We start from the raw sequence: 22,812 nt of genomic DNA, 5'->3' as shown, positions 1-22,812 counted from the left end.
TCCATGCAAAATTATACGCTTTCGCAAATTGCGGAACTTCTAGGCGCCGAACTTCAGGGTGATGGCGCTTTAGAAATAAAAAAAATAGCGACACTTGCAAATGCCCATTCTGGGCATATTGCATTTTTAGCGAACTCAAAATATCGATCGCAACTTGAGACTACTCAAGCTAGTGCTGTAATAGTAAGCCAAGCCGATGCACAGTACTTTAATGGCAGTAAAATTATTGTTGCTAATCCGTATGTAAGTTACGCTAAATTAGCGCAATTTATGGATACCACGCCACGCTCAGCCTCGACGGGTATTCATCCAAGTGCCACTGTCCATTCAACAGCGATTGTTAGTGGCAGCGCCGCTATTGGTGCTAACGCAGTCATTGAAGCTGGTGCAGTGATAGGTGACAACGCGCAAATTGGTCCGAACAGTTTTATCGGGGAACATGTTAAAATTGGTTCTGGCACTAAGCTTTGGCCTAGTGTGACTATTTATCACGATGTCGAAATTGGTACAGATTGTTTGTTTCAAGCAAATAGTGTTATAGGTAGCGATGGGTTTGGTTATGCGAACGAACGCGGGCAGTGGGTTAAAATACCCCAGCTAGGTTCTGTGATCATAGGTGACAAAGTTGAAGTGGGTGCTAGCACAACAGTTGATCGTGGCGCACTGGACAACACCATCATCCATAGCAATGTTATTATCGATAATCAATGTCAAATAGCGCACAACGTTGAAGTTAATTCAGGCACCGCAATTGCGGGCTGCACTGTACTTGCAGGAAGCGTTACCATTGGCAAAAACTGTCAAATTGGTGGCATGGTTGCAATTAATGGTCACATGTCTGTATGTGATGGTGTTATAATTACCGGCATGAGTATGGTGACAAAATCAATCACCGAACCAGGTATTTACTCATCTGGTATGCCCCATACAACAAACAAAGAATGGCGTAAATCAATAGCTCACTTGCGTAACCTTTCAGATATGAAATCTCGTCTTAAAGCGCTTGAAGCATTGGCTAAGTCATAAACGTTGAACACTAATAAGGATGCTATTTTGGCAAACGAATTAAATAGCCTTGATATTCAAGAAATTTTAGCTTTATTACCGCACCGTTATCCGATGCTATTAATAGATCGTGTTATTGACTTTACTCCTGGTAAATCTTTACATGCTATTAAAAATGTTTCTATAAACGAACCTATTTTTACTGGGCACTTTCCAAATCAGCCTATTTTTCCAGGTGTGTTAATTTTAGAAGCAATGGCTCAGGCAACGGGCTTACTTGGTTTTAAAACGGTTGAAAATCGTAGCGAAAACGAGCTTTACTTGTTTGCAGCAGTCGATAATGCGCGTTTTAAGCAACCGGTAATTCCTGGTGATACAATGCATCTTCATGTTGAGTTCTTAAAGGAACGTCGCAACATTTGGAAATTTTCGGCAGAAGCAAGAGTCAACGGCAAAATAGTATGTAGTGCCGAAATTATGTGTGCTAGAAGAGAGTTTTAATAGTGATCCATTCTACAGCAATAATCGAACCTGGCGCTAAACTAGGCAACAATGTCTCAGTTGGTCCGTATAGTTATATTGGCAATGATGTTGTTATCGGTGATAACTGTATTATTGAGTCTCACGTTGTTGTTAAAGGGCCATCAACTATTGGCGCTGGCAATCATATTTTTCAATTTGCGTCTGTAGGCGAAGCCTGCCAAGACAAAAAATACAACAACGAGCCAACCACATTAATCATGGGTGATAACAACGTTATCCGTGAATGTGCCACTATTCACCGTGGTACGATTCAAGACCAAGGCGTTACTAAAATTGGTAGTAATAATTTGTTTATGGCTTATACACACGTTGCACATGACGCGGTAATTGGCGATAACGTAATTTTTGCTAACAATGCAAGTGTGGCTGGTCATGTACATGTAGGCGATTGGGTTATCTTAGGTGGTAATTCGGGAGTTCATCAGTTTTGTAAAATCGGCGCACATGCATTTATTGGCATGTATTCTGGTGTTAACAAAGATGTACCACCATTTGTTACTACCATTGGTATGCCAGCAGGCCCTGCAGCTATCAATAAAGAAGGCATGAAACGCCGTGGTTTTGAAAGTGACGAAATTATGGCTGTACGCCGTGCATATAAAGCATTTTATCGTAAGAGCCTAGGTGCTGAAGAAGCTATTGAGTCGCTTAGTGAAGATGCTGCAAAGTATCCTGCAGTGCAGTTGATGATCGACTTTGTTAAAGGTTCTGAGCGCGGTATTGTAAGATAACGGCTTCTTAATTAAAAAAACCACCTTAGAGAAATCGAAGGTGGTTTTTTATTATTTAAAGTTTACTGTCGAGTTAGTTCAAACATTTGATTTTCAGATCCAGCGCTGCAAGTCCATTGCAATAGATTTGCCCCGTCATTTGCTTTATTTCCCTCAACATCGAAACAAAGTTCACTATTACGATTTATTATCCGCCATTTTCCTGTACCAGCGGCTTGGAATCTAAATTGTTGATTATAACTACCGGTATATGTGTACAGAGCAATGTTTGCACCATTAACCGTTGAATTAGCGGCTACATCAAGGCCCTTCGATGGAGCATTAACTGGTGAAATTCTATGCCAAATACCATCGACCGTTGATATATTGAATTTTTGACAATCGTTATTTAACCATGACCATTGCGATATGTTAGCACCATTGCTATTTGCACAATTAGCTACATCAAGTGATTTAGCACTGTGCTTAGGTGTAACCCTGTATACGCCATTAACTAGGGTATTAGTGACTGAACTACCTGAGTCGTTATAGCCATTGTAAACCTCAAATTCAGCAACTCTCGGTGTTGAGTTTGAAGAGTTAATAACAAAACTGACTTTTGACAAATTTACACTCGAAAAGGTGATTACATTAGGTACAGCCCCGCCATTAGCGAGCGTTGTGCCTGTATCGTAATTAACCAGCGACCATGAAGTAATATTTCCTTGAGCACCTGACGCTTCAATAATCTTTACAGCATTAATTGTCGTATTTAAGTTTTTAATATTTATTGTGCCAGTAGATGAATTTGGCGACCAGTAAGTGGATGTATCTCCATCTTTAACATTACCATAACTTGTACCGCTGGCCTTAGAGCTGCCATCTACACCTGCAGCCAAAGCAAGATTTTCCCCTGAAGGAGTCGGCTCAGGTGGATTTGTTGGATCAGTAGGCTCAGTTGGATCTGTGGGTTCAGTCGTACCACATTCACCATTGGACTCTTTTAAGCCCTTATTTGCACCTGCGGTTGCTGCTATAATTGCAGGGACACACTGAGTATTATCCAGTTGATAGTTATAAGGTATGCTAATAGAAGTAGTTGATGAAGGATTTGGGCCTGCTGGGTGAAGCTTACTTTCATCTTCAGACCAATCAATATTGTCCCAGATATTACCGCTTACTTGCCAATATCCCATATCGTTAGTGTAAAAAGTACCTAGTGGGTCTTTAGAATCTTGAAAGTAGTTATTTTCAGCACGTATTTTACCACCTATGCGTGGATTCATCCCCGATGACTGTATGCCACTATAGTAGTTATTATAAGCATGAGCTGTTGCGTGCCTGAGTAAAGGTGTTCGTGAATTTATATTTTGATAGTAGTTATGATGAAATGTTACAGGGCCATTAGCATCATCGCTGTCGCTTGAGCCAACCAAACCACCTCGACCTGAATTACGCAAAATACTATAAGATAAAGTTACGTATTTTGTATTGTTTTTCATATCAAAAAGTGCATCATAGCCACTGCTTTCACCACCACTTGCTTCAAGTGTTACATGGTCAACCCACACATTTCGAACATTAGATTCCATACCAATTGCATCACCTCCGTTTGAGATTGGTGAGCCTGATTTTTTTACATTTCGTACATGAACATTTTGTATAATAATGTTTGACGAAGAACGAATATGGATACCGAGTTGGTCAAATAAAGCACCACTGCCAACACCAATAATAGAAACGTTACTAATTTCTTTTAGTTCAATTAAGTCAGGACCAGTGTTACAGCTATCACCAGATACCTTGCTTGTATTACCATGATTAATTGTCCCTTCAACTTGAATGATAATTGGTGTATCACTCGATGCTCGATTACATAAAGCTTGGTGTATTTGGGTTCCTGTTGTTGCATATACTACATCACCACCGGCACCACCTGTTGTATTACCGTTTGTTGAAGCATATCCCGATGCATTTGCAGCTAGGGCACTGCCGCCATAAATTGCGGCTAATATTGCAGTTGTGTGTAAAGAGTATTTTAAAATATTAGTTTTTTTCATTTTAACTCCAATTAAAATGGTTTTCAGTGTAAAAACTTTTGTATTTAATACTGCAGTGATCATTAACAAGTTTTATTCTTGATCTACAAATGCCACCGGTGGCATATTCACTTTAAATAATAATAATAACAATAAGTAAAAAGGATTAGATGAAGCGATCTTTTTCGTAATAATTAATTTACAATAAAATAACATATGAATATCATGCATTTAAGAAAGTGTGTATATTTGTAATCACAGCCTTTTTTTTGTAATCGACTAAGAAATACTTCATTTTGGGCCTGTTTGTCTTTCGAGGCTGAACTTGCAGCAGTAAGCTTGGTGTTTAGACAAGACAGGGCCTATGTAGTGTGGTGTTCCCCATAAATAGGCGATAACGTAGAATAAATGCCAAACATGTGCTGCCCGTACGGTTTTGCCTAGGGGCAATTTAATTCGTTAAATTGCTCAAAAATTTATGCAGGTTGGTTTAAGCAGTACTGTTTAACTGAAAAAACTAAAAATGGAATTGTTACTTAATCTGAACTCTGGTTAAGAAGTTTACTAACGTATTGAGTCATGGTGATATTTAAATTTATTATCCAGAGTTCAGGTTACTTAGTGAAATTGCCTTTTATTTTCTGATGTTAAAATAGTGCAGATGTAGGGATTTATTCAACCTGAACCCTGGTTAAAGGATTTATTATCCAAAGTTCAGGTGACTTTAACTAAAACCGAGTAGTGAGTGCCACATAGTTGGGATAAGTGCCACTGAGCTCTTTATGAGAGCCTTGCGCAACTACTTTGCCGTCTTCTAACCACACAACATTATCCATTTGAGCAAGTAGAGCGGGATCGTGCGTAATTGTCAGCACGCTTGCGTTATCCATAACATGCATTATTGCTTGCATTACTCCTTGCTTAGATTGATTATCAAGACCTTCTGTTGGTTCATCAAGAACCAAAATAGCAGGGTTTTTAAGTAATGCTTGGGCAATAGCTATACGCCTAGATTGACCTTGCGACACGTTACGCCCGCCAGTGCCTAATCGTGTTTTTAAACCTTCTTTTAGCTCATTAAACCATGGGCTCAATTGAGCTAATGTGAGCGCTGCAATCATTTGCTCTTTAGTTGCATTTGGCGCGGAGTAACGTAAGTTTTCACTTAATGTGCCATCAAAAATATGGTGCTGCTGGGCGAGTATATTTATAACACTTGCGCGTATATCATTATTTAACGAATGTAAGTCAACAACGCTATTTTGATTATTTAGCGTTATGCTGCCTTGTTGTAAAGGCCATAAACCAGTCAGTAAATTTACAAGCGTTGTTTTACCGCTGCCGCTTCGACCTACAATTGCTACTTTTTGCTGGGGCATTAGTTCAAAACTGATATTAGTAAGTGCTGTTTGCTCACCATATTGGTAGCTAATATTGTTAAGTGCTAGCGTGTGGTTTTGCGCGCTAAAGCTTTCATCAACGTTTACATGTGTACTTTCAATTTGCGAACTAGCTGCTTTGTCTTCAAGTGTAAACAATCGCTCTGCTGCTTTTAAAACACTTGGAAGCTCTATAAACGCATTGGGTAGTAGCAATACGCTTTCAAAGCTTGCCAGTACAAACAAACTTAACATAGCAAGTTCTACATTTACCATACTGCTTGCGTAAACCAGTGGCACTATGGTTACTATGCTAGCAAGCATGGCTAATTGAACAACCAACAAGCTTAACCCATCTGAGTTTGCCAGTGCTTTGTGGCGAATAAATAATTGCTGATTGTACTGCTCGCTTAATTCGTCGCACTTATTAAGCTGCTGCGAACGGGCTTGATAAATACTAAGCTCTCTAAGTCCTGTGAGTGTATCTGAAAGCTCAGAGCGAAGTTGTGCACTAAGTTGTGTTTCTTTATGGCTGTTTTTAGTGAGCTTTGCGCTGAGTAGGGCAGGTATAACAACTCCAATAAGCACAATGCCAGTAAAGCAAATAAGGGCGACGTTACCATTATAGGCCGACATAAACAGCATGATGATTGGCACACTTAAAAGAGCAACCAACATAGGCAGTAAAACGTTTAAATAAAATTTGTCGAGTGCGTCAACATCGTTTTGTAATCGGTTAACTAAATCAGCGCTGCGGCTCATTGCTAAATCAACATTGTTAAGCTTGCTTAACGTTGCAAATACATTGGTACGTATTTCACTTAGTAATAAAAACGTGGCGTTATGAGTAACTAGGCGTTCGCCATAGCGGGATGCTGTTCGCACAATAGCTAAAAAACGAATCGTGCCGGCAGGGGTAAAGTAGTTCATTTGTACGCCCGCAATACCTGCAGCGGCCATTGATGCTAAAAACCAGCCAGATATAGCCAACAAACCCACATTAGCTAATACCGTAATCGTCGCTAAAAATGTACCCAATAGCATAGCTTTAGAATGAGGAGCACAAAGCTTTAATAAGCGAATAAAATTACGCATGCGCCACCCCTTGTTCAGCCGTTTTTAGTAAGTTAGCAAATGCACCATTTTGTGCTGCAAGTGTTTCAAAGTGACCTTGCTCAGCTATTTTTCCATCGTGCATCACAATGATATTGCTGGCATGTTTAACGGTATTTAATCTATGGGCAATAACTAACACTAAGTTATTTTTAGCATATTCATTAATAGCATCTTGAATAAGCAGCTCTGTTTGGCTATCAAGGTGGGCTGTAGGCTCATCAAGCACTAAGACTGGTGCTTGTTTTATAAATGCGCGAGCCAGTGAAATACGTTGTTTTTGACCGCCAGAAAGCCCTTCGCCTTGCTCACCTATCAGCGTGTTAAAACCATCGGGTAGGGTATTTATAAATTCAAGCACACCAGCTTGCTTTGCCGCATATTCAAGCTCTTGCTGTGTGGCAGTGGGTTTGGCCAATTTTATGTTGGCAGCAATGGTGTCGTAAAATAGCGTCGCTTTTTGTGGTATCCATGCAATATTATTTTGCAAGTAAGTAATATCGGTTGTACTTAAACTCTGATCATTAATAGATAGGTGGTTTATCACCTCAGGATGAAACCCTAACAAACAATCAAACAACGTACTTTTACCTGAGCCACTACTGCCCACAACTGCAATTAAGCCTTTATTTGGCAGTGTTAAATTTATATTTTTAATCCCTTCGTTACTATCAGGGTATATAAAATTAAGGTTGGTAATATTTATTGAGTTAATTGTATCTAAAGTTAAGTTGTTTTCAGGCTTGGTTATAGTTACTGATGTATTTTCGTCACTTGGTAGTGGGGCATTTAAAATCGCAACCATATCGGCAGCGGCGCTAATACCTTGTAAGCGTGCATGATAATGGCTACCCAGCTGGCGCAGTGGTAAATAAAATTCAGGTGCTAAAAGCATCACGACAAAGCCAGTTGCAAAATCAAGAGTACCAAAAAACAACCTAAAACCAATAATTACGGCAACGAGTGCCACGCTAATGGTAGCTAAAAACTCAAGTGCAAATGATGACAAAAATGCGATTTTTAAAACATCGAGTGTCGCGTGTCTAAAGTCGTCTGAAATTTTAGCTATTTGTTTAAGCTCGGTACGTGTTGCATTAAATAGCTTGAGTTGAGTTAAACCTTGTACGCGGTCAAAAAAGTAATTGCCCAGTACAGCAAGTTGCTTCCAGCGTTTTTGGTTTAAAGCCTCGGCTTTTGAGCCTACCAAAATCATGAAAAAGGGAATGAGCGGGGCGGTTAATAAAAATATCAGCCCAGCTTTATAATCTGTCGGAAAAATAACAACCAATATTGCCAGCGGAATAAGCGCGCTGTAAGCAGCTCCGGGTAGGTATTTAGCATAATAGTCGTGGAGTGCTTCAACGCCATTATGCAGGGTATTTAATGTAGCGCCTTGGCCGTGTTGTTCTATATAGCTTGGCCCAAGTAAGCTGAGCTTATTTAAAAGCGTTTGGCGCATAGCCGATTTTATTTTAAGTGCAGCATATGCACTCAAACGTTCACTTAGCGCTAAAAACACTGCGCGTAATAAAATAATACCTGCTAAGGGCCATAGTAAATAAGTAACTTGGGCTAAGTTATTACCTTCAAACATTACATTATGAATAGCTTGAGCCAGTAAATAAGCACCTGCAATCATTAGTAATGCGTTAAAAGTACCCAATGCAATGCTTAACTTTAACCACACTGCAGCGGGTTTACTTTGACGCTTTAAAAAAGCGCGCAGTGATTGCTGCTGCGCGCGATCTGGTCGGGGGTTAGTCGTCATCTTTGGTCGAGTTATTTTCATTTAATAAATCATGCATAACTTGCTCATCATCAGCAATACTGTTTTTATTTTGATGAAACTCATACCACATTACATTTATTACACCTAAGGTACAGGCCAAAAGTACACCTAAAATCCAAGCGAAATACCACATAGTTTAGTCTCCTTAATAGCTACCGTGAGTGTTGTTTTCAATTTCTTCTACCGTTACTCTGCGCCACATTTTTACGTAACACCAAGTGGTGTAGGACAAAATTAGTGGTACAAAAATACACACTGCAATAAACATTATATTGAGCGTTTTATGGCTCGATACCGCATCCCAAATTGTTAAGCTAATATTAGGGTTGTTGATAGATGGCATAATAAATGGGAACAGTGAAACACCGGCCGTCATAATTACGCCAATTAACATTAAGCTTGTTGAAATAAGACCAAGTGCAGGTTTATTTAATTTTGAAAACACAAGTGCACTTAATGCCATTGCAAAGGCTAAAATAGGGAAGGTCATTGTCCACGGACGGGTGCTGTAATTACTTAACCAAGCACCTTGCGCTGTAGTGACTACTTTAGCTAGAGGGTCTGCATGACTTTGTGTATCAGCCATAGATACAATTTGGTATCCCGTTAAATTAGCAACCCAAAAGCCAGCTGCAGCAAATAACACGATAAACACAATCAGAGAATAGCGACCATATTGACCCGAACGCTCTGCAACCACACTTGCTGTACGAAGTTGTAACCACATCCCCGCATGCGCAACTAACATGGTAATACTCACTAAACCTGCAAGTAATCCAAATGGGTTAAGCAAGCCAAAAAATGAACCTTGGTAGCTAACACGCATAAGGTTATCAATATTAAACGGTACGCCTAAAAATAAATTACCAAACGCAACACCAAAAACTAATGCTGGAATCGCGCTGCCTGCAAGCAAACCCCAATCCCAGTTATTGCGCCAGCGTTTTGAATCTACTTTACTGCGGTAATCAAACCCAAGTGGTCTAAAAAACAAAGCAAAGAGTACTAGCATCATGGCAAAGTAAAAGCCCGAAAACGCGGCAGCATAAACCATAGGCCACGCTGCAAATAACGCGCCGCCTGCAGTTATAAACCATACTTGGTTACCATCCCAATGCGGGCCAATTGTGTTTATTACTGTGCGGCGCTCTGAATCTGTTTTACCAACGAGGCGAAGTAACATAGCAACGCCCATATCCATGCCATCGGTAATAGCAAAGCCAATAAGCAGTACACCAATGATCAACCACCAAAGCATTTTTAATGTTTCATAATCAAAAATCATGATTGCTCTCCTTCAGTTTGATCAGTTTTGTTTGGTAATTCAAAATGATACTTACCAGTATGTAGCGAGCTTGGTCCTTGCTTAACAAAGCGGATCATCAACCAGCCTTCAACAATGGCTAAACCAGTATAGAAAATAACAAACCCAGTTAAGCTAATTAAAATATCGTTTACTGTTAGTGACGACGTGGCTAAAAAGGTCGGCAGTATTTCAGATATAGCCCAAGGTTGGCGGCCATACTCGGCAACTATCCAGCCAAATTCAATCGCTATCCAAGGTAGTGGAATGCTCAATACGGCAGCCCATAACAACCAGCGTTTTTGCTCAATAACGCGATGTGCGTTGTAGTAAAATGCCAATATAAATACACCAAGCATGGCCACACCACAGGCAACCATAATCCTAAATGACCAAAACATAGGGCCTACTTTAGGAAAAGAGTCTTTAACTGCTTTTTGAATTTGCTCTTCAGTCGCATCTACAACATCAGGTGTGTAGCGCTTAAGTAGCAAGCCATAACCTAAATCATCTTTTAGAGTATTAAACTTGGCAATATTATCTGGCGTATCTTCACCGTTTCTGAGTTTTGTAAGGTATTCATAAGCAACCATACCGTTGCGAATACGTACTTCATGTTGTTTTTCTAGGTCGTTAATACCCGTTACTTGCTCATCTAGTGAGCGCGTAGCAATTAACCCAAGTGCGTAAGGTATTTTAACCGCCGCATGTGTTACTTGCTCTTCTGAATCAGGAAAACCAAATGCGGTAAACGCAGCCGGAGCTTCTTCTGTGTGCCATTCGGCTTCAATTGTGGCAAGTTTCACTTTTTGGACTTCGCCTACTTCGTAGCCTGATTCGTCACCGAGTAAAATTACACATAAAATTGACGCTAAACCAAAGCCTGATGCGACTGAAAAAGAACGTTTAGCAAACGCAAGGTCACGGCCTTTTAATATGTACCAACTGCTTATGCCTAGCACGAACATAGATGCAGCTACATAACCTGCAGATACGGTATGAATAAACTTAACTTGGGCTACAGGGTTAAACACAAGCTCTGCAAAGCTGGTCATTTCCATGCGCATGGTTTGATAGTTAAATTCAGCGCCTACTGGGTTTTGCATCCAACCGTTGGCAATTAAAATCCACAGCGCCGACATGTTAGTACCAATGGCCATTAAAAAGGTTGCACCTAAATGTTGGCGTTTAGAGAGTCTATCCCAGCCCAAAAAGAACATACCTACAAAGGTTGACTCTAAAAAGAATGCCATTAAACCTTCAATAGCTAGGGGAGCCCCAAAAACATCACCTACGTAATGGGAGTAATAAGACCAGTTAGTACCAAACTCAAATTCCATGGTAAGGCCTGTCGCCACACCAATTGCAAAGTTAATACCAAACAATTTTCCCCAAAACTTAGTCATATCGCGATAAATTTCGCGACCGGTCATAACATAAACCGATTCCATAATAACTAAAATCCAGGTCATACCTATCGTTAACGGTACGAATAAGAAATGAAAGAGAGCGGTAACAGCAAACTGTAATCGCGATAGATCCACAAAGGTTTCATCTATCATTATTGGCTCCTTGAGAGTGACGGATTAACAGGGCAATGCTTAATTGGCAAAGTTAACATTTAATGAACTTTCAGTAGTTACTGAAAGTTTGTAATATTATTTACGTTTGTGCAATTTTTGTCAATATGTATATTAGTAAAACTTAATATATTTCCTATGCTACATCAGTATTAAAAACAAACAACATAAAGGCTTAACTTAGGTGATAAAAAACCAGTTATTTAAAGCGTTTAATCAAACAGTAAAACACGGTAAACTAATAAGCATGAACGCCTGGTTTACTTGTGAAATAAAATCAAATGAATAAAGATAAAAAACAACTACGAATTGGTATTGTGGCAGGTGAACTGTCGGGCGATATTTTAGGTGAAGGCTTAATTAAAGCCCTTCAAAAGCACTTTCCGGACGCTATTTTTGAAGGGGTAGCGGGGCCTAAAATGCAAGCGCAGGGTTGTAAAACACTTTACGACATGGATGAGCTTTCGGTAATGGGGCTTGTTGAAGTGTTAGGGCGTTTACCGCGTTTGCTCAAAATACGTAAACAACTCGTGCAGCATTTTGTAGATAACCCACCTGATGTATTTATAGGTATTGATGCACCCGACTTTAACTTACGAGTAGAAAAGCCGCTCAAAGATGCGAGTATTAAAACGGTGCAATACGTAAGTCCATCTGTTTGGGCATGGCGCGAAAAGCGCATTCATACAATAAGTGCAGCGACTAACTTAGTCCTTGCATTGTTGCCTTTTGAGAAAGAATTTTATGATAAGCATCAAGTACCGTGTACGTTTGTGGGTCATACCTTGGCAGACGATATAGCACTTGAACACGACGACAGCAAAGCGCGTGAAGAACTCGGCTTAAGCCTTGATGACAAAGTACTGGCATTGCTACCTGGTAGTCGAGGCTCTGAGGTTGGTTTACTAAGTGAAACTTACATTAAAACAGCTGAAAAGCTGCAAGCGCAAAACCCAAATCTTAAAATTGTGGTGCCACTGGTAAACGAAAAGCGCAAAGCGCAGTTTACTGAAATATTAAACGCCACCGCGCCTGACCTTAATGTTAATCTGCTTGATGGGCAATCAAAATTAGCGATGCAAGCTGCTGATGCCATTTTATTAGCGTCGGGCACTGCAACACTTGAAGGCATGCTTTATAAAAAGCCAATGGTAGTGGGTTATAAAATAAAGCCTTTGAGCTATTGGATTTTTAAAACTCTATTTACGTTTAATATTAAGTACTTTTCGCTGCCTAATTTATTAGCCGACGAAGAGCTAGTGCCTGAGTTTTTACAAAGTGAGTGTAATGTGACTAACTTAACAAACGCACTTACCCCTATGCTCAACACAGATAACAAAGCGCTAAAAGCACGCTTTTTAGCCATTCACGAAAAAATTAGATTAAATGCCAGTGAACAAGCAGCCAACGCTGTGGCGGAGTTAATAAATGCAAATTGATAGACCAAATGTAACCCTAATTGCCGGTGTAGATGAAGTTGGGCGCGGCCCGCTTGTTGGTGATGTAGTTACTGCCGCTGTTATTTTAGATCCCACTAAACCGATTGCAGGCTTAGCTGATTCTAAAAAATTAACGGATAAAAAACGCCAAGCACTTGCAATTGAAATTAAAGAAAAAGCATTGTGTTACGCATATGGTCGCTGCAGTCCAACAGAAATTGATGAATTAAATATTTTACACGCGACTATGCTTGCCATGACTCGCGCAGTGGAGGCATTAAGTACGCAACCTGAATTTGTATTTATAGATGGTAATCGTTTGCCAAAACTCACTATGCCAGCGCAAGCTGTTGTTAAAGGCGATAGCCTAGTGGCAGAGATTTCAGCAGCGTCTATTTTAGCTAAAGTAGCGCGCGATGACGAAATGATTGAGCTTGATAAACGCCACCCTGAATATGGTTTTGCAGGGCATAAGGGGTATCCAACTAAAGCGCATTTTGCAGCGCTTGAGCAGTACGGCGCGATTGACGAGCATCGTAAAAGCTTTAAACCTGTGCAGCGTGTATTGGCGCAAGCCAATGGTGAGGGCTAAGCATGGCTGCTCCTGATTTTGTTCATTTAAGAGTTCATTCAGATTTTTCGATGGTTGACGGCCTTGCTAAAACAAAGCCAATAGTCGCAAAAGCGCAAGAGCTGCAAATGCCCGCGATTGCGATTACCGATCAAATGAACTTTTGTGGTTTAGTGCGCTTTTATGGCGCAACACATAATGCCGGTATTAAACCTATAGTGGGTGCTGATTTTTGGGTTCGTAGCCCAGAATTTCCTGACGAGCCAAGCCGTTTAACCATATTAGCCAAAGACAACGACGGCTATAAAAACATTACCTTATTAATATCTAAAGCGTATCAACGTGGGCATGTATTTCATCGCCCTGTGATTGACCGTGAGTGGTTAGTTGAGCTAAAAGCAGGCTTAATTATTCTCTCGGGTGCTAAAGACGGTGATTTAGGTAAGGCGTTATTAAAAAATAATCCGAGTGTAATTGAATCGGTTGTTAGTTTTTATAAGCAGCATTTTAGCGATAACTACTACCTTGAGCTTGTTCGCACCAATCGCCCGCTTGAAGAAGATTACTTGCACATGGCGGTAGAGCTTGCAGTTAAAGAGCAGTTACCTGTTGTAGCCACCAACGAAGTGGTATTTTTAAAACCTGAAAACTTTGAAGCGCACGAAATTCGAGTTGCTATTTTTGACGGTTACACTCTTGATGATAAACGCAGGCCTAAACGATTCTCTGAAGAACAATACCTAAAAACACCAGAGCAAATGGCTGAGCTGTTTAGCGACATTCCAGAGGCGCTACAAAACACCGTAGAAATCGCTAAACGTTGTAATGTAACGGTTCAGCTAGGGACTTACTTTTTACCTGATTACCCAACTGGTTCACTTAAGATTGATGAGTTTTTAGTTAAAGTGTCAGAAGACGGCCTTGAAGAACGTCTACAGTTTTTATTCCCCGATGAAGAAGAGCGAAAAGTAAAGCGCGTTGAATACGATGAGCGGCTTGATATAGAGCTTGGCGTAATTAACCAAATGGGATTCCCAGGTTACTTCTTAATCGTAATGGAGTTTATCCAGTGGAGTAAAGATAACAATATTCCGGTTGGACCTGGTCGTGGTTCAGGTGCGGGTTCATTAGTTGCGTACGCGCTTAAAATTACCGATTTGGATCCACTTGAATTCGACTTGCTTTTTGAGCGATTTTTGAATCCTGAACGTGTATCAATGCCCGATTTCGACGTCGATTTTTGTATGGATAGACGAGACGAAGTAATTGATCACGTGTCGGCTTTGTATGGTCGAGATGCGGTTTCGCAAATTATTACCTTTGGTACTATGGCTGCAAAAGCGGTAATACGCGATGTAGGGCGAGTGCTTGGGCATCCTTATGGATTCGTTGATCGTATTTCAAAAATGATTCCAGGGGACCCTGGGATGACACTTGCTAAAGCGTTTGATATAGAGCCACGCTTGCAAGAAGCCTACGATGGCGATAACGAAGTAAAAGACTTAATCGATATGTGTCGTATCCTCGAAGGGTGTACACGTAACGCCGGTAAGCATGCGGGTGGCGTAGTAATATCGCCAACCACTATTACCGATTTCGCCGCGCTTTATTGCGATGACGAAGGTAAGTTTCCGGTCACACAGTTTGATAAAAATGACGTAGAAACTGCAGGCTTAGTTAAGTTCGACTTCTTGGGTTTACGTACACTGACTATTTTGCAGTGGGCGGTCGATATGACCAACGTGCGCATGAAGCGCCAAGGTAAAGACCCTGTCGATATAAACACTATTCCACTGGATGATAAAAAAAGTATTGAGCTACTACTTCGCGCCGAAACGACTGCTGTATTCCAGCTAGAGTCGCGTGGTATGAAAGACTTAGTACGCCGCCTTAAGCCCGATTGCTTTGAAGATATGATTGCACTTGTGGCCTTGTTCCGACCAGGTCCGCTGCAATCAGGCATGGTAGATAACTTTATCGACCGAAAACTGGGCCGAGAAGAAATCTCATACCCAGATGCGCAATATCAGCACGAAAGCTTAAAACCAATACTTGATCCAACCTACGGCATTATTTTGTATCAAGAACAAGTAATGCAAATTGCGCAAGTACTAGCAGGTTACACGCTAGGTGGCGCCGATATGCTGCGCCGTGCAATGGGTAAGAAAAAACCCGAAGAAATGGCAAAGCAGCGTTCAACATTTGAAGATGGCGCAAGAAATAACGGCATTGACGGCGAGCTTGCGATAAAAATCTTCGACTTGGTAGAAAAGTTCGCAGGTTACGGATTTAATAAATCTCACTCGGCAGCTTACGCACTGGTCTCGTATCAAACATTGTGGATGAAAACCCATCATCCGGCAGAGTTTATGGCTGCGGTAATGTCGGCCGATATGGATAACACCGACAAAATAGTTATTTTGGTGGATGAATGTGAAAACATGAAACTCACCTTATTACCGCCAGACGTAAATGCAGGTGAGTTTAAGTTTACAGTAAACCTTGAAGGTGAAATTGTTTACGGCATTGGCGCAATAAAAGGCGTGGGTGAAGCACCGGTTGATGCAATCCTAGAAGCGCGTGCAAAAGGCGGCCCATTTAAAGATTTATTTGATTTTTGTGCCCGCGTTGACTTAAAACGCTTAAATAAGCGTGTGACCGAAAAATTAATTTACTCAGGCGCACTTGATAAGCTTGGGCCTGAAAAAACGCAACCTGGACGTGCTACGTTATTGGCTAGTTTAAAAAGTGCAATGCGTGCGGCCGACCAATACAACAAAGCTGAGCTATTAGGGCAAAGTGACTTGTTTGGTTTATTAGCCACTGAGCCTGATGAAGTTGAACAAGCTTTTATTAAAGCCATAGGCCTCACTGATAACGAATGGTTGGATGGTGAAAAAGAGACCCTAGGCCTTTATTTAACAGGGCATCCGATAAATCAATACCGCCGTGAACTTAAGCATTACACCAGTGGGAAAATAGTTGATTTACAGCCTACTAATCGCGATGTGTTTGCCACAGCTGCTGGTTTAGTGATTGCTTCTAGGGTGTTAATTAATAAAAAAGGAAATCGTTGGGCCTTAGTAACTTTAGATGACAAGAGTGCACGCATTGATGTACGCTTGTATTCAGACGAGTTTGAAAAGTACCAAGATATGCTCCAAGTTAATAATATCTTGGTAATATCTGGACAGGTCAGCTTTGATAACTTCTCCGGTGGTATTACAATGACCGCCAGAGAAATAAACACCATTGCTCAGGCGCGTGAAAAGCGTATTAAAGCGATTAAAATGACGCTGAACATGGTGCAAATCGAGGCTGGTTTCTTCGATAAATTACAAAAAGTACTCGAACCCTACAAAATGGGAACGTGTCCGATCAAGGTTTATTACCAACGTCCAGATGCGTTGGCACAATTAACTCTTGGGATCGAATGGTGTGTTACGCCAAGTGATGACTTAATTCATAAGTTATCGCTAATGGCGGCGCAAGATTTAGAACTGGAATTTAACTAATTAGGTAGTTTAGAGCATGAGCCTCAATTATCTTGATTTTGAGCTTCCGATTGCAGAATTAGAAGCGAAAATTGAAGAATTACAAAATGTAAGCCGCGCTGGCGAATTAGACCTTGGATTAGAAGAGGAAGTCAGCAAATTAAAAGAGAAAAGCGACCAGTTAAAAGGGAAGATATTCTCTGAACTTGGCGCTTGGCAAGTATCACAGTTGGCACGTCACCCGTTGCGTCCTTATACTCGAGATTATATCGAGCGTATTTTCACGGAATTTGACGAGTTTGCTGGCGATCGAACTTTTGCTAACGATCCGGCTATTTTAGGTGGTATAGCGCGTTTAGATGGCGAACCAGTAATGGTTATTGGCCAACAAAAAGGCCGCGACACTGCTGAAAAAATTAAACGCAACTTTGGTATGCCAAAGCCAGAAGGTTACCGTAAAGCATTACGCTTAATGGAAATGGCTGAGCGTTTTAAAATGCCAATCATGACCTTTATCGACACGCCGGGTGCATACCCAGGTGTAGGCGCTGAAGAGCGTGGCCAATCTGAAGCAATCGCACGTAACTTAAAAGTAATGGCGACACTTAAAGTGCCGACAATATGTACAGTTATTGGTGAAGGTGGTTCAGGCGGTGCATTAGCGATTGGTGTTGGCGACAGAGTTAATATGTTGCAGTACAGTACTTATTCTGTAATTTCGCCTGAAGGTTGTGCGTCTATTCTTTGGAAAAGCGCCGACAAAGCACCCCTTGCAGCAGAAGCAATGGGTGTAACCGCAGAGCGCGTTAAAGAACTAGATTTAATCAGCAACTTAGTTGATGAGCCACTAGGTGGTGCGCACCGTAATTACGATGCTATGGCACGTAACTTAAAAGTGCGCCTAAAACGAGATTTAGCTGACCTACAAGCTCTTACGCTTGAAGAAATGCTTGATCAGCGTTACAAGCGTTTAATGTCGTTTGGCTATTGCTAAGCACATTAAATGTTAAAAAAAAGCCGCTTATGCGGCTTTTTTACTTTAAAATACTCAGAGTTTTTATATTAAAGTGCGGACACATGTATACATCAGTAATTTATCAACAATTAAAAAAATCACTAAGTAGCTATATTGAGCAAGGTAAGACTGTTTTTACAGTTGCGTTATCTGGTGGCGTTGATTCTGTGGTGTTATTGCATTTAATGCGTGCGTTAAAAGAAGATAACCCAGTAATTGATGTATCGGCTATTTATGTTCACCATGGTTTAAGCCAGTATGCTGATGACTGGCAACGCTTTTGCAAAAACGTATGTGTTGAGCTCAATGTGCCTTTTGAAGCTGCGAAAGTGGTAATTGAGCAGCAGTCGCGCACGAGCCTTGAAGCCCAAGCGCGCGACGCCCGTTATAAAGCACTTGATGAACTAAGCCCACAAGGCAGCATTATTTTACTAGGCCAACATTTAAACGACCAAGTAGAAACGTTTTTACTGCGCTTAAAGCGTGGTTCGGGTTTAAAAGGGCTTGGCGCCATGCACCAAGCGCGTTTTCTACAAAGTGGGCGTGTGTGTTTCAGGCCGTTATTGAATGTAAAGCGAAGTGATATAGAAGCCTTTGCGGCGCAGTTTAATATTAAGCATATCACTGATGACTCTAATACAGATGAGCGCTTTGATCGAAACTTTTTACGTTCCAAAGTTATTCCATTATTAGCCGAACGCTTTAATGGGTTTGAGCAATGTACAGCGCGAAGTATTGAGCTACTGCAGCAACAACAAACATTACTTGATGAATATACTCAGCTTGATTTAAATAAGTGTATTAACCAGCATCAAGCATTGTGTATTAATAAAATAAGCGAATACAGCACTACGCGCATTGCAAATATAGTGCGTGCGTGGCTTGCATTATTTACACAAATTATGCCATCGCAAAAACAACTTGAGCAAATTATTAATCAAGCTATATGCGCTAAGAGCGATTCGCAAATGCTTATTGATTTGGCTGGTGGGCAAGTACGTCGCCATCAAGGCTATTTGTATTTTGTGAATCCATATCAAATATTACAAGATCAAATGCTTGTAAGTGATGAGCTTAAATTTAATGATGACCGTTTGCTAATAAAAAAAAATGGCAAGGGTATTCGACCGCCGTTTAAGCATGAACAAGTTACTGTGCGTTTTAACTGTAACAATGCGCGGATCAAACCGGAAAAAAAACCAGGTGGTAATACATTAAAACATTGGTTTAAAGATGCAAAAGTAGCCCCTTGGTTACGTGCTAATGTGCCATTAATTTTTTATAATGACGAATTAGTTCAAGTGGTTGGCTACTTTATGAGTGCCAATCATCTTGACGAAACAGGTATTTTTTGGGAGTGTAAATAATGACAGAACAACCACATGTTGGCTTATCGCTAGTAAACAAAGCGCCACTGGGGATGTTAGTTACAGCTATCGTCGCGGTATTAGCTAATGCCTTGTTTTCACTTAACCTAATTACTTTGGGTCACGCTATTGCTGGTGGAATATTATGTGGTGCATTATTACTGGCTTATTGGTTAGGTAAAGGTGGGCTGTTTTTTGTTTTAGGAGTGAGTACGCCGTTAATTTTAGTTTTATTCACGCCAATTGCAAAAAGTGCTGCATTACTTAACTTAGTGAGTGGTTTCTTTTTTGGTTTTTTCTTAGTGCTTGTTATATATAAATTTTTACCAATAAAGTCAGAGCGTTAAGCCATGCTTTTTAGTGTGTTGTCCTGAGTTTTAAACAGGACAATACAGCAAAATAAAAAAGCCTAACGGGGGAAGTTAGACTCTTTTATTTTAAATGTATTTTTAAATCTTAATATGCTTTAGCACAGTTTCTGCCCGAGGCTTTTGCTTTATACAGGCCTTTATCTGCGCGAGCAAATATCTCATTATCACAATCTTGACTGCTTGCTAAGGTAAAACCTATGCTGGTTGTTACGCCATATTGCGACATTAAACTTGATTCTCTAACAAGGCGCATGATCCGTTCAGCAACTACTTTGTTAGTTGTAAACTCAGGGTCTTCGATTAAAATTGAGAACTCATCGCCGCCAAACCTAAATACTGAGTCTGTACCACGAATACTGCTACATAAAACTTTAGCGAATTCTTTCAATGTATCGTCGCCCACTTTGTGACCAAAGTTATCGTTAACTTGTTTAAAGTTATCTAAGTCGAGCAGCATTAAGCTAAAAGGACGTTGATAGCGGCGACAATTTTCGAGTTTTTGCGACAAAATATCATTAAATTGACTAAGGTTATTTAATCCCGTTAAGGTATCTTTTGTCGCAAGTTTTAATATTCTGCTATACATCATCGCATTTCGAAGTGGGTAAATTAATGCGGTATGTAAAACGCGTAATTTTTTTTCAATTACAGCACTAAGAGGGTATTTACTAAAGTAAATTAGTTGTCCTAAGTGTTCTGCTGCTATTGTTAAGTCAAAAATATAGGGTGTATTGTTTGTATCACTATCTGATGTTTGCGCTGTGCCAAGTGTCGATTGAAACTGTATACCCGAAAAGTTTAGCAATTGTTTTGCGAACTTAGCATACATAGCTAAAACATCTTCAATAACTAAACTAGTTTGTAGTTCAGTAACAAGTTCGTGTGTTTCAGTTGGTTCATCTACACGTGTGTGTTCTGCCGATAATGGCAAAAAATCACCGCGACCTGATACACGTTGTGTCAAAATATGGACGTTTTCCATTAAATTCTCCCCCGAGGGTGTTGCTTTACAATTACTAAGCTATTTCTATGCCATATTTTAAAACTGGCCGAAAAACAGATGGTTGCTATATTTAATGTAAGTCCCTTGGTTTAATTCAAGCGTGAGGTTCAGTTTGCAGAGTATTAATGTTCAATTTTTTGGCTTATTAGTTGTTGCAGTACTTTTTGTATGGTTTTTTAAGCGCATTGGATTGCCGCCTATTTTGGCGTATCTAGCAACAGGGGTTTTAGCTGGCAGCCATGGCATTGGTTGGATGGCACACACGCACGAAATCGACTTTGTGGCAGAGCTTGGTATTGTATTTTTGTTATTTAGCTTAGGGTTAGAGTTTTCTATTTCACGTTTAATGGCAATGCGCAATATTGTGTTTGGCCTTGGGTCACTACAAGTAGTTGTGACCAGCCTGATACTTATTGTTGTTTTATATTGCTTAAATTTCAGCTTATTAACTAGCTTTGCTATTAGTATCATTATGGCGCTTTCATCCACTGCCGTGGTGGTTAAGTTATTAAAAGAAACCGGCGAGCTAAACCAGCGTCGTGGACAACTAGCCGTTGGTGTATTGTTATTTCAAGATATAGCGGTTGTTCCCTTGCTTATTATCCTTCCTTTATTAGCATCTAGCGATTCACAAAGCATTAGTTGGGCGCTTGCTTTTGCATTAACTAAAGGCGCATTTGTTTGCTTATTGTTATGGGCTATAGGCAAATGGATACTGCCTAAAGTATTTAACGAAATAGCGCTAGTACGCACCGATGAGTTATTTGTGCTTACAACATTACTGGTTGCGTTATTTGCCGCGTTGCTAACATATATGTTTGGTCTATCAATGGCTCTTGGCGCTTTTTTAGCCGGTATGATGTTGGGCGAGAGTCATTACAGACACCAACTAGAGGCTGATATAAGGCCCTTTCGCGATATTTTAATGGGCCTATTTTTTGTAACTGTCGGCATGCAGCTTGATTTATTATATGTGTTTAGTAATGGCTTATTTATAATTGGTGCGTTACTTGGCTTATTAATTTTAAAAATAACCGTTGTTGCAATAAGCGCGCAGCTTATGGGGGAGCGAAGACAAGATGCATTGGCTTGTGCAATTATGCTTTGGCAAATGGGAGAGTTTGGTTTTGTACTTATTGCCTTAAGTGGACAACAGCAATTATTAACGAGTGATCAAACCTCATTTTTAATTGCATTGGGTGTACTTTCAATGGCCTTTACACCATTTTTAATTGATAAAACACCGCTTATTTTAAAACGTTTAGGCGTATTAAAACGCGCAAGTATGGGATGGGAAAATGAACCTAAAAGTAGCGCGCTTTATAGTAATCATGTTGTTATTTGTGGCTTTTCAAGAGTTGGGCAAACCATTGCGCGGTTTTTAAAGCCTGAGGCAATAGAATATGTCGCTATTGAGAGTAACCCAATACTCGTTCAAGAAGGTAAAGCCGCTGGAGAACCCGTAATATTTGGACACGTTAAACAAAAAGACATTTTAAAATGTGCAGGGGTAGAGCGTGCACGCTTAGTCATTATTACCTTTACTGAATTTGAGCAAACACAAATAGTAATAGACGCTATAAAGCAAATAGCGCCCGACGTTAAAATACTTATACGCACGCGAGATGACAGTCAGCTCGAAAAGTTAAAAGAATTGGGGGTAACCGAAGTTGTGCCCGAAACTTTAGAAGCAAGTTTAATGTTAGTGTCGCATGTTTTATCTATGTCGGGTGTACCCATGAGCCGAATTGTTAGGCGTGTAAGTAAAGAGCGCCGTAATCGCTATAAATTTTTGCAAAGCTTTTTTTCCGGTGAGCACATTGATAGCGATGAAAATAATAGCGATAGATTAGAATACCTGCATGTTATAGCTTTGCCCGATAAAGCGTTTGCTGTAAATAAAAGTATTAGTGAGCTTAATTTAACAAAACGAAGAGTGTTTATAAAAGCGTTACGCAGGCAAGATCGCGAAATAGACGCTCCATCGGATCAAACCTTATTACTGGCTAACGATATATTAGTACTGCAAGGAAAACCAAGGCGCGTTGAGCGGGTAGAGCACTACCTGCTCGACGGAATAGAATAACGTTT

Annotated in this window: 17 protein-coding genes; 10 read left to right on the top strand and 7 right to left on the bottom strand. The window is 40.3% G+C overall.

Annotated elements, in window-relative coordinates; all coding sequences use genetic code 11:
* The first annotated feature begins 3 nt into the window (after positions 1-3).
* From lpxD to lpxA, 3 genes are read left to right on the top strand one after another with little or no spacing between them, the layout of a single operon-like run.
* Entirely contained in the window at positions 4-1,026 is a 1,023-nt protein-coding gene (gene lpxD, locus AC0VZ4_RS14135; protein WP_475439972.1) for a UDP-3-O-(3-hydroxymyristoyl)glucosamine N-acyltransferase, read from the top strand.
* A 27-nt stretch (positions 1,027-1,053) separates the two neighbouring features.
* Positions 1,054-1,506 (top strand): 3-hydroxyacyl-ACP dehydratase FabZ, encoded by a 453-nt coding sequence (gene fabZ / locus AC0VZ4_RS14130; RefSeq protein ID WP_475439971.1) that lies wholly within the window; start codon positions 1,054-1,056, stop codon positions 1,504-1,506.
* Between the two features lie 2 nt (positions 1,507-1,508).
* Entirely contained in the window at positions 1,509-2,279 is a 771-nt protein-coding gene (lpxA, locus tag AC0VZ4_RS14125; protein ID WP_008133881.1) for an acyl-ACP--UDP-N-acetylglucosamine O-acyltransferase, read from the top strand.
* 62 nt (positions 2,280-2,341) lie between these two features.
* Here the strand turns inward: lpxA and AC0VZ4_RS14120 are convergent, their stop codons facing one another.
* The 6 genes from AC0VZ4_RS14120 to AC0VZ4_RS14095 all read right to left on the bottom strand — a co-directional run bounded on the left by AC0VZ4_RS14120 (position 2,342) and on the right by AC0VZ4_RS14095 (position 11,443).
* Positions 2,342-4,318 (bottom strand): pectate lyase family protein, encoded by a 1,977-nt coding sequence (locus AC0VZ4_RS14120; protein WP_033028554.1) that lies wholly within the window; start codon positions 4,316-4,318, stop codon positions 2,342-2,344.
* Between the two features lie 707 nt (positions 4,319-5,025).
* Positions 5,026-6,771 carry a thiol reductant ABC exporter subunit CydC gene (gene cydC / locus AC0VZ4_RS14115; protein ID WP_475439970.1) on the bottom strand — a complete coding sequence of 582 codons (1,746 nt, stop codon included), beginning with the start codon at positions 6,769-6,771 and terminating at the stop codon, positions 5,026-5,028.
* Positions 6,764-8,557 carry a thiol reductant ABC exporter subunit CydD gene (cydD, locus tag AC0VZ4_RS14110; RefSeq protein WP_475441662.1) on the bottom strand — a complete coding sequence of 598 codons (1,794 nt, stop codon included), beginning with the start codon at positions 8,555-8,557 and terminating at the stop codon, positions 6,764-6,766. Before cydD ends, cydC begins: the two co-directional genes overlap by 8 nt.
* Positions 8,547-8,711 (bottom strand): cytochrome bd-I oxidase subunit CydX, encoded by a 165-nt coding sequence (gene cydX, locus AC0VZ4_RS14105; protein WP_007376801.1) that lies wholly within the window; start codon positions 8,709-8,711, stop codon positions 8,547-8,549. The genes cydD and cydX overlap by 11 nt, the downstream gene beginning before the upstream one ends.
* Positions 8,712-8,723: 12 nt before the next feature.
* On the bottom strand, positions 8,724-9,863 hold the full coding sequence (gene cydB, locus AC0VZ4_RS14100; protein WP_475439969.1) for a cytochrome d ubiquinol oxidase subunit II: 1,140 nt from the start codon (positions 9,861-9,863) through the stop codon (positions 8,724-8,726).
* Entirely contained in the window at positions 9,860-11,443 is a 1,584-nt protein-coding gene (locus AC0VZ4_RS14095; RefSeq protein ID WP_475439968.1) for a cytochrome ubiquinol oxidase subunit I, read from the bottom strand. Before AC0VZ4_RS14095 ends, cydB begins: the two co-directional genes overlap by 4 nt.
* 299 nt (positions 11,444-11,742) lie before the next feature.
* On the opposite strand from AC0VZ4_RS14095, the gene lpxB reads away from it, so the two are divergent.
* The 6 genes from lpxB to AC0VZ4_RS14065 all read left to right on the top strand — a co-directional run bounded on the left by lpxB (position 11,743) and on the right by AC0VZ4_RS14065 (position 19,694).
* A complete protein-coding gene (lpxB, locus tag AC0VZ4_RS14090) occupies positions 11,743-12,900 on the top strand; it encodes a lipid-A-disaccharide synthase (RefSeq protein ID WP_475439967.1) in 1,158 nt (385 codons plus the stop codon).
* Positions 12,890-13,492, top strand: a complete 603-nt coding sequence (rnhB, locus tag AC0VZ4_RS14085) for a ribonuclease HII (protein ID WP_096792712.1) — start codon at positions 12,890-12,892, stop codon at positions 13,490-13,492. Before lpxB ends, rnhB begins: the two co-directional genes overlap by 11 nt.
* A 2-nt stretch (positions 13,493-13,494) precedes the next feature.
* Positions 13,495-16,986 carry a DNA polymerase III subunit alpha gene (gene dnaE / locus AC0VZ4_RS14080; RefSeq protein ID WP_475439966.1) on the top strand — a complete coding sequence of 1,164 codons (3,492 nt, stop codon included), beginning with the start codon at positions 13,495-13,497 and terminating at the stop codon, positions 16,984-16,986.
* A gap of 16 nt (positions 16,987-17,002) precedes the next feature.
* Positions 17,003-17,959 (top strand): acetyl-CoA carboxylase carboxyl transferase subunit alpha, encoded by a 957-nt coding sequence (accA, locus tag AC0VZ4_RS14075; protein WP_008133897.1) that lies wholly within the window; start codon positions 17,003-17,005, stop codon positions 17,957-17,959.
* 83 nt (positions 17,960-18,042) lie between these two features.
* Positions 18,043-19,347 (top strand): tRNA lysidine(34) synthetase TilS, encoded by a 1,305-nt coding sequence (tilS, locus tag AC0VZ4_RS14070; RefSeq protein ID WP_475439965.1) that lies wholly within the window; start codon positions 18,043-18,045, stop codon positions 19,345-19,347.
* The gene (locus tag AC0VZ4_RS14065; RefSeq protein WP_475439964.1) at positions 19,347-19,694 is read left to right on the top strand and encodes a hypothetical protein; all 348 of its coding nucleotides are present in this window, start codon (positions 19,347-19,349) and stop codon (positions 19,692-19,694) included. The genes tilS and AC0VZ4_RS14065 overlap by 1 nt, the downstream gene beginning before the upstream one ends.
* A gap of 109 nt (positions 19,695-19,803) precedes the next feature.
* Here the strand turns inward: AC0VZ4_RS14065 and AC0VZ4_RS14060 are convergent, their stop codons facing one another.
* Positions 19,804-20,700 carry a GGDEF domain-containing protein gene (locus AC0VZ4_RS14060; protein WP_475439963.1) on the bottom strand — a complete coding sequence of 299 codons (897 nt, stop codon included), beginning with the start codon at positions 20,698-20,700 and terminating at the stop codon, positions 19,804-19,806.
* Positions 20,701-20,833: 133 nt separating this feature from the next.
* Here AC0VZ4_RS14060 and AC0VZ4_RS14055 point away from each other — a divergent pair, with 133 nt between their 5' ends.
* Positions 20,834-22,807 (top strand): monovalent cation:proton antiporter family protein, encoded by a 1,974-nt coding sequence (locus tag AC0VZ4_RS14055; RefSeq protein ID WP_475439962.1) that lies wholly within the window; start codon positions 20,834-20,836, stop codon positions 22,805-22,807.
* The last annotated feature ends 5 nt before the right edge of the window (positions 22,808-22,812 follow it).

The organism is Pseudoalteromonas sp. QJM3NY_22 (genome assembly GCF_056173065.1).
This window is presented reverse-complemented; position numbering and strand designations above follow the sequence as displayed.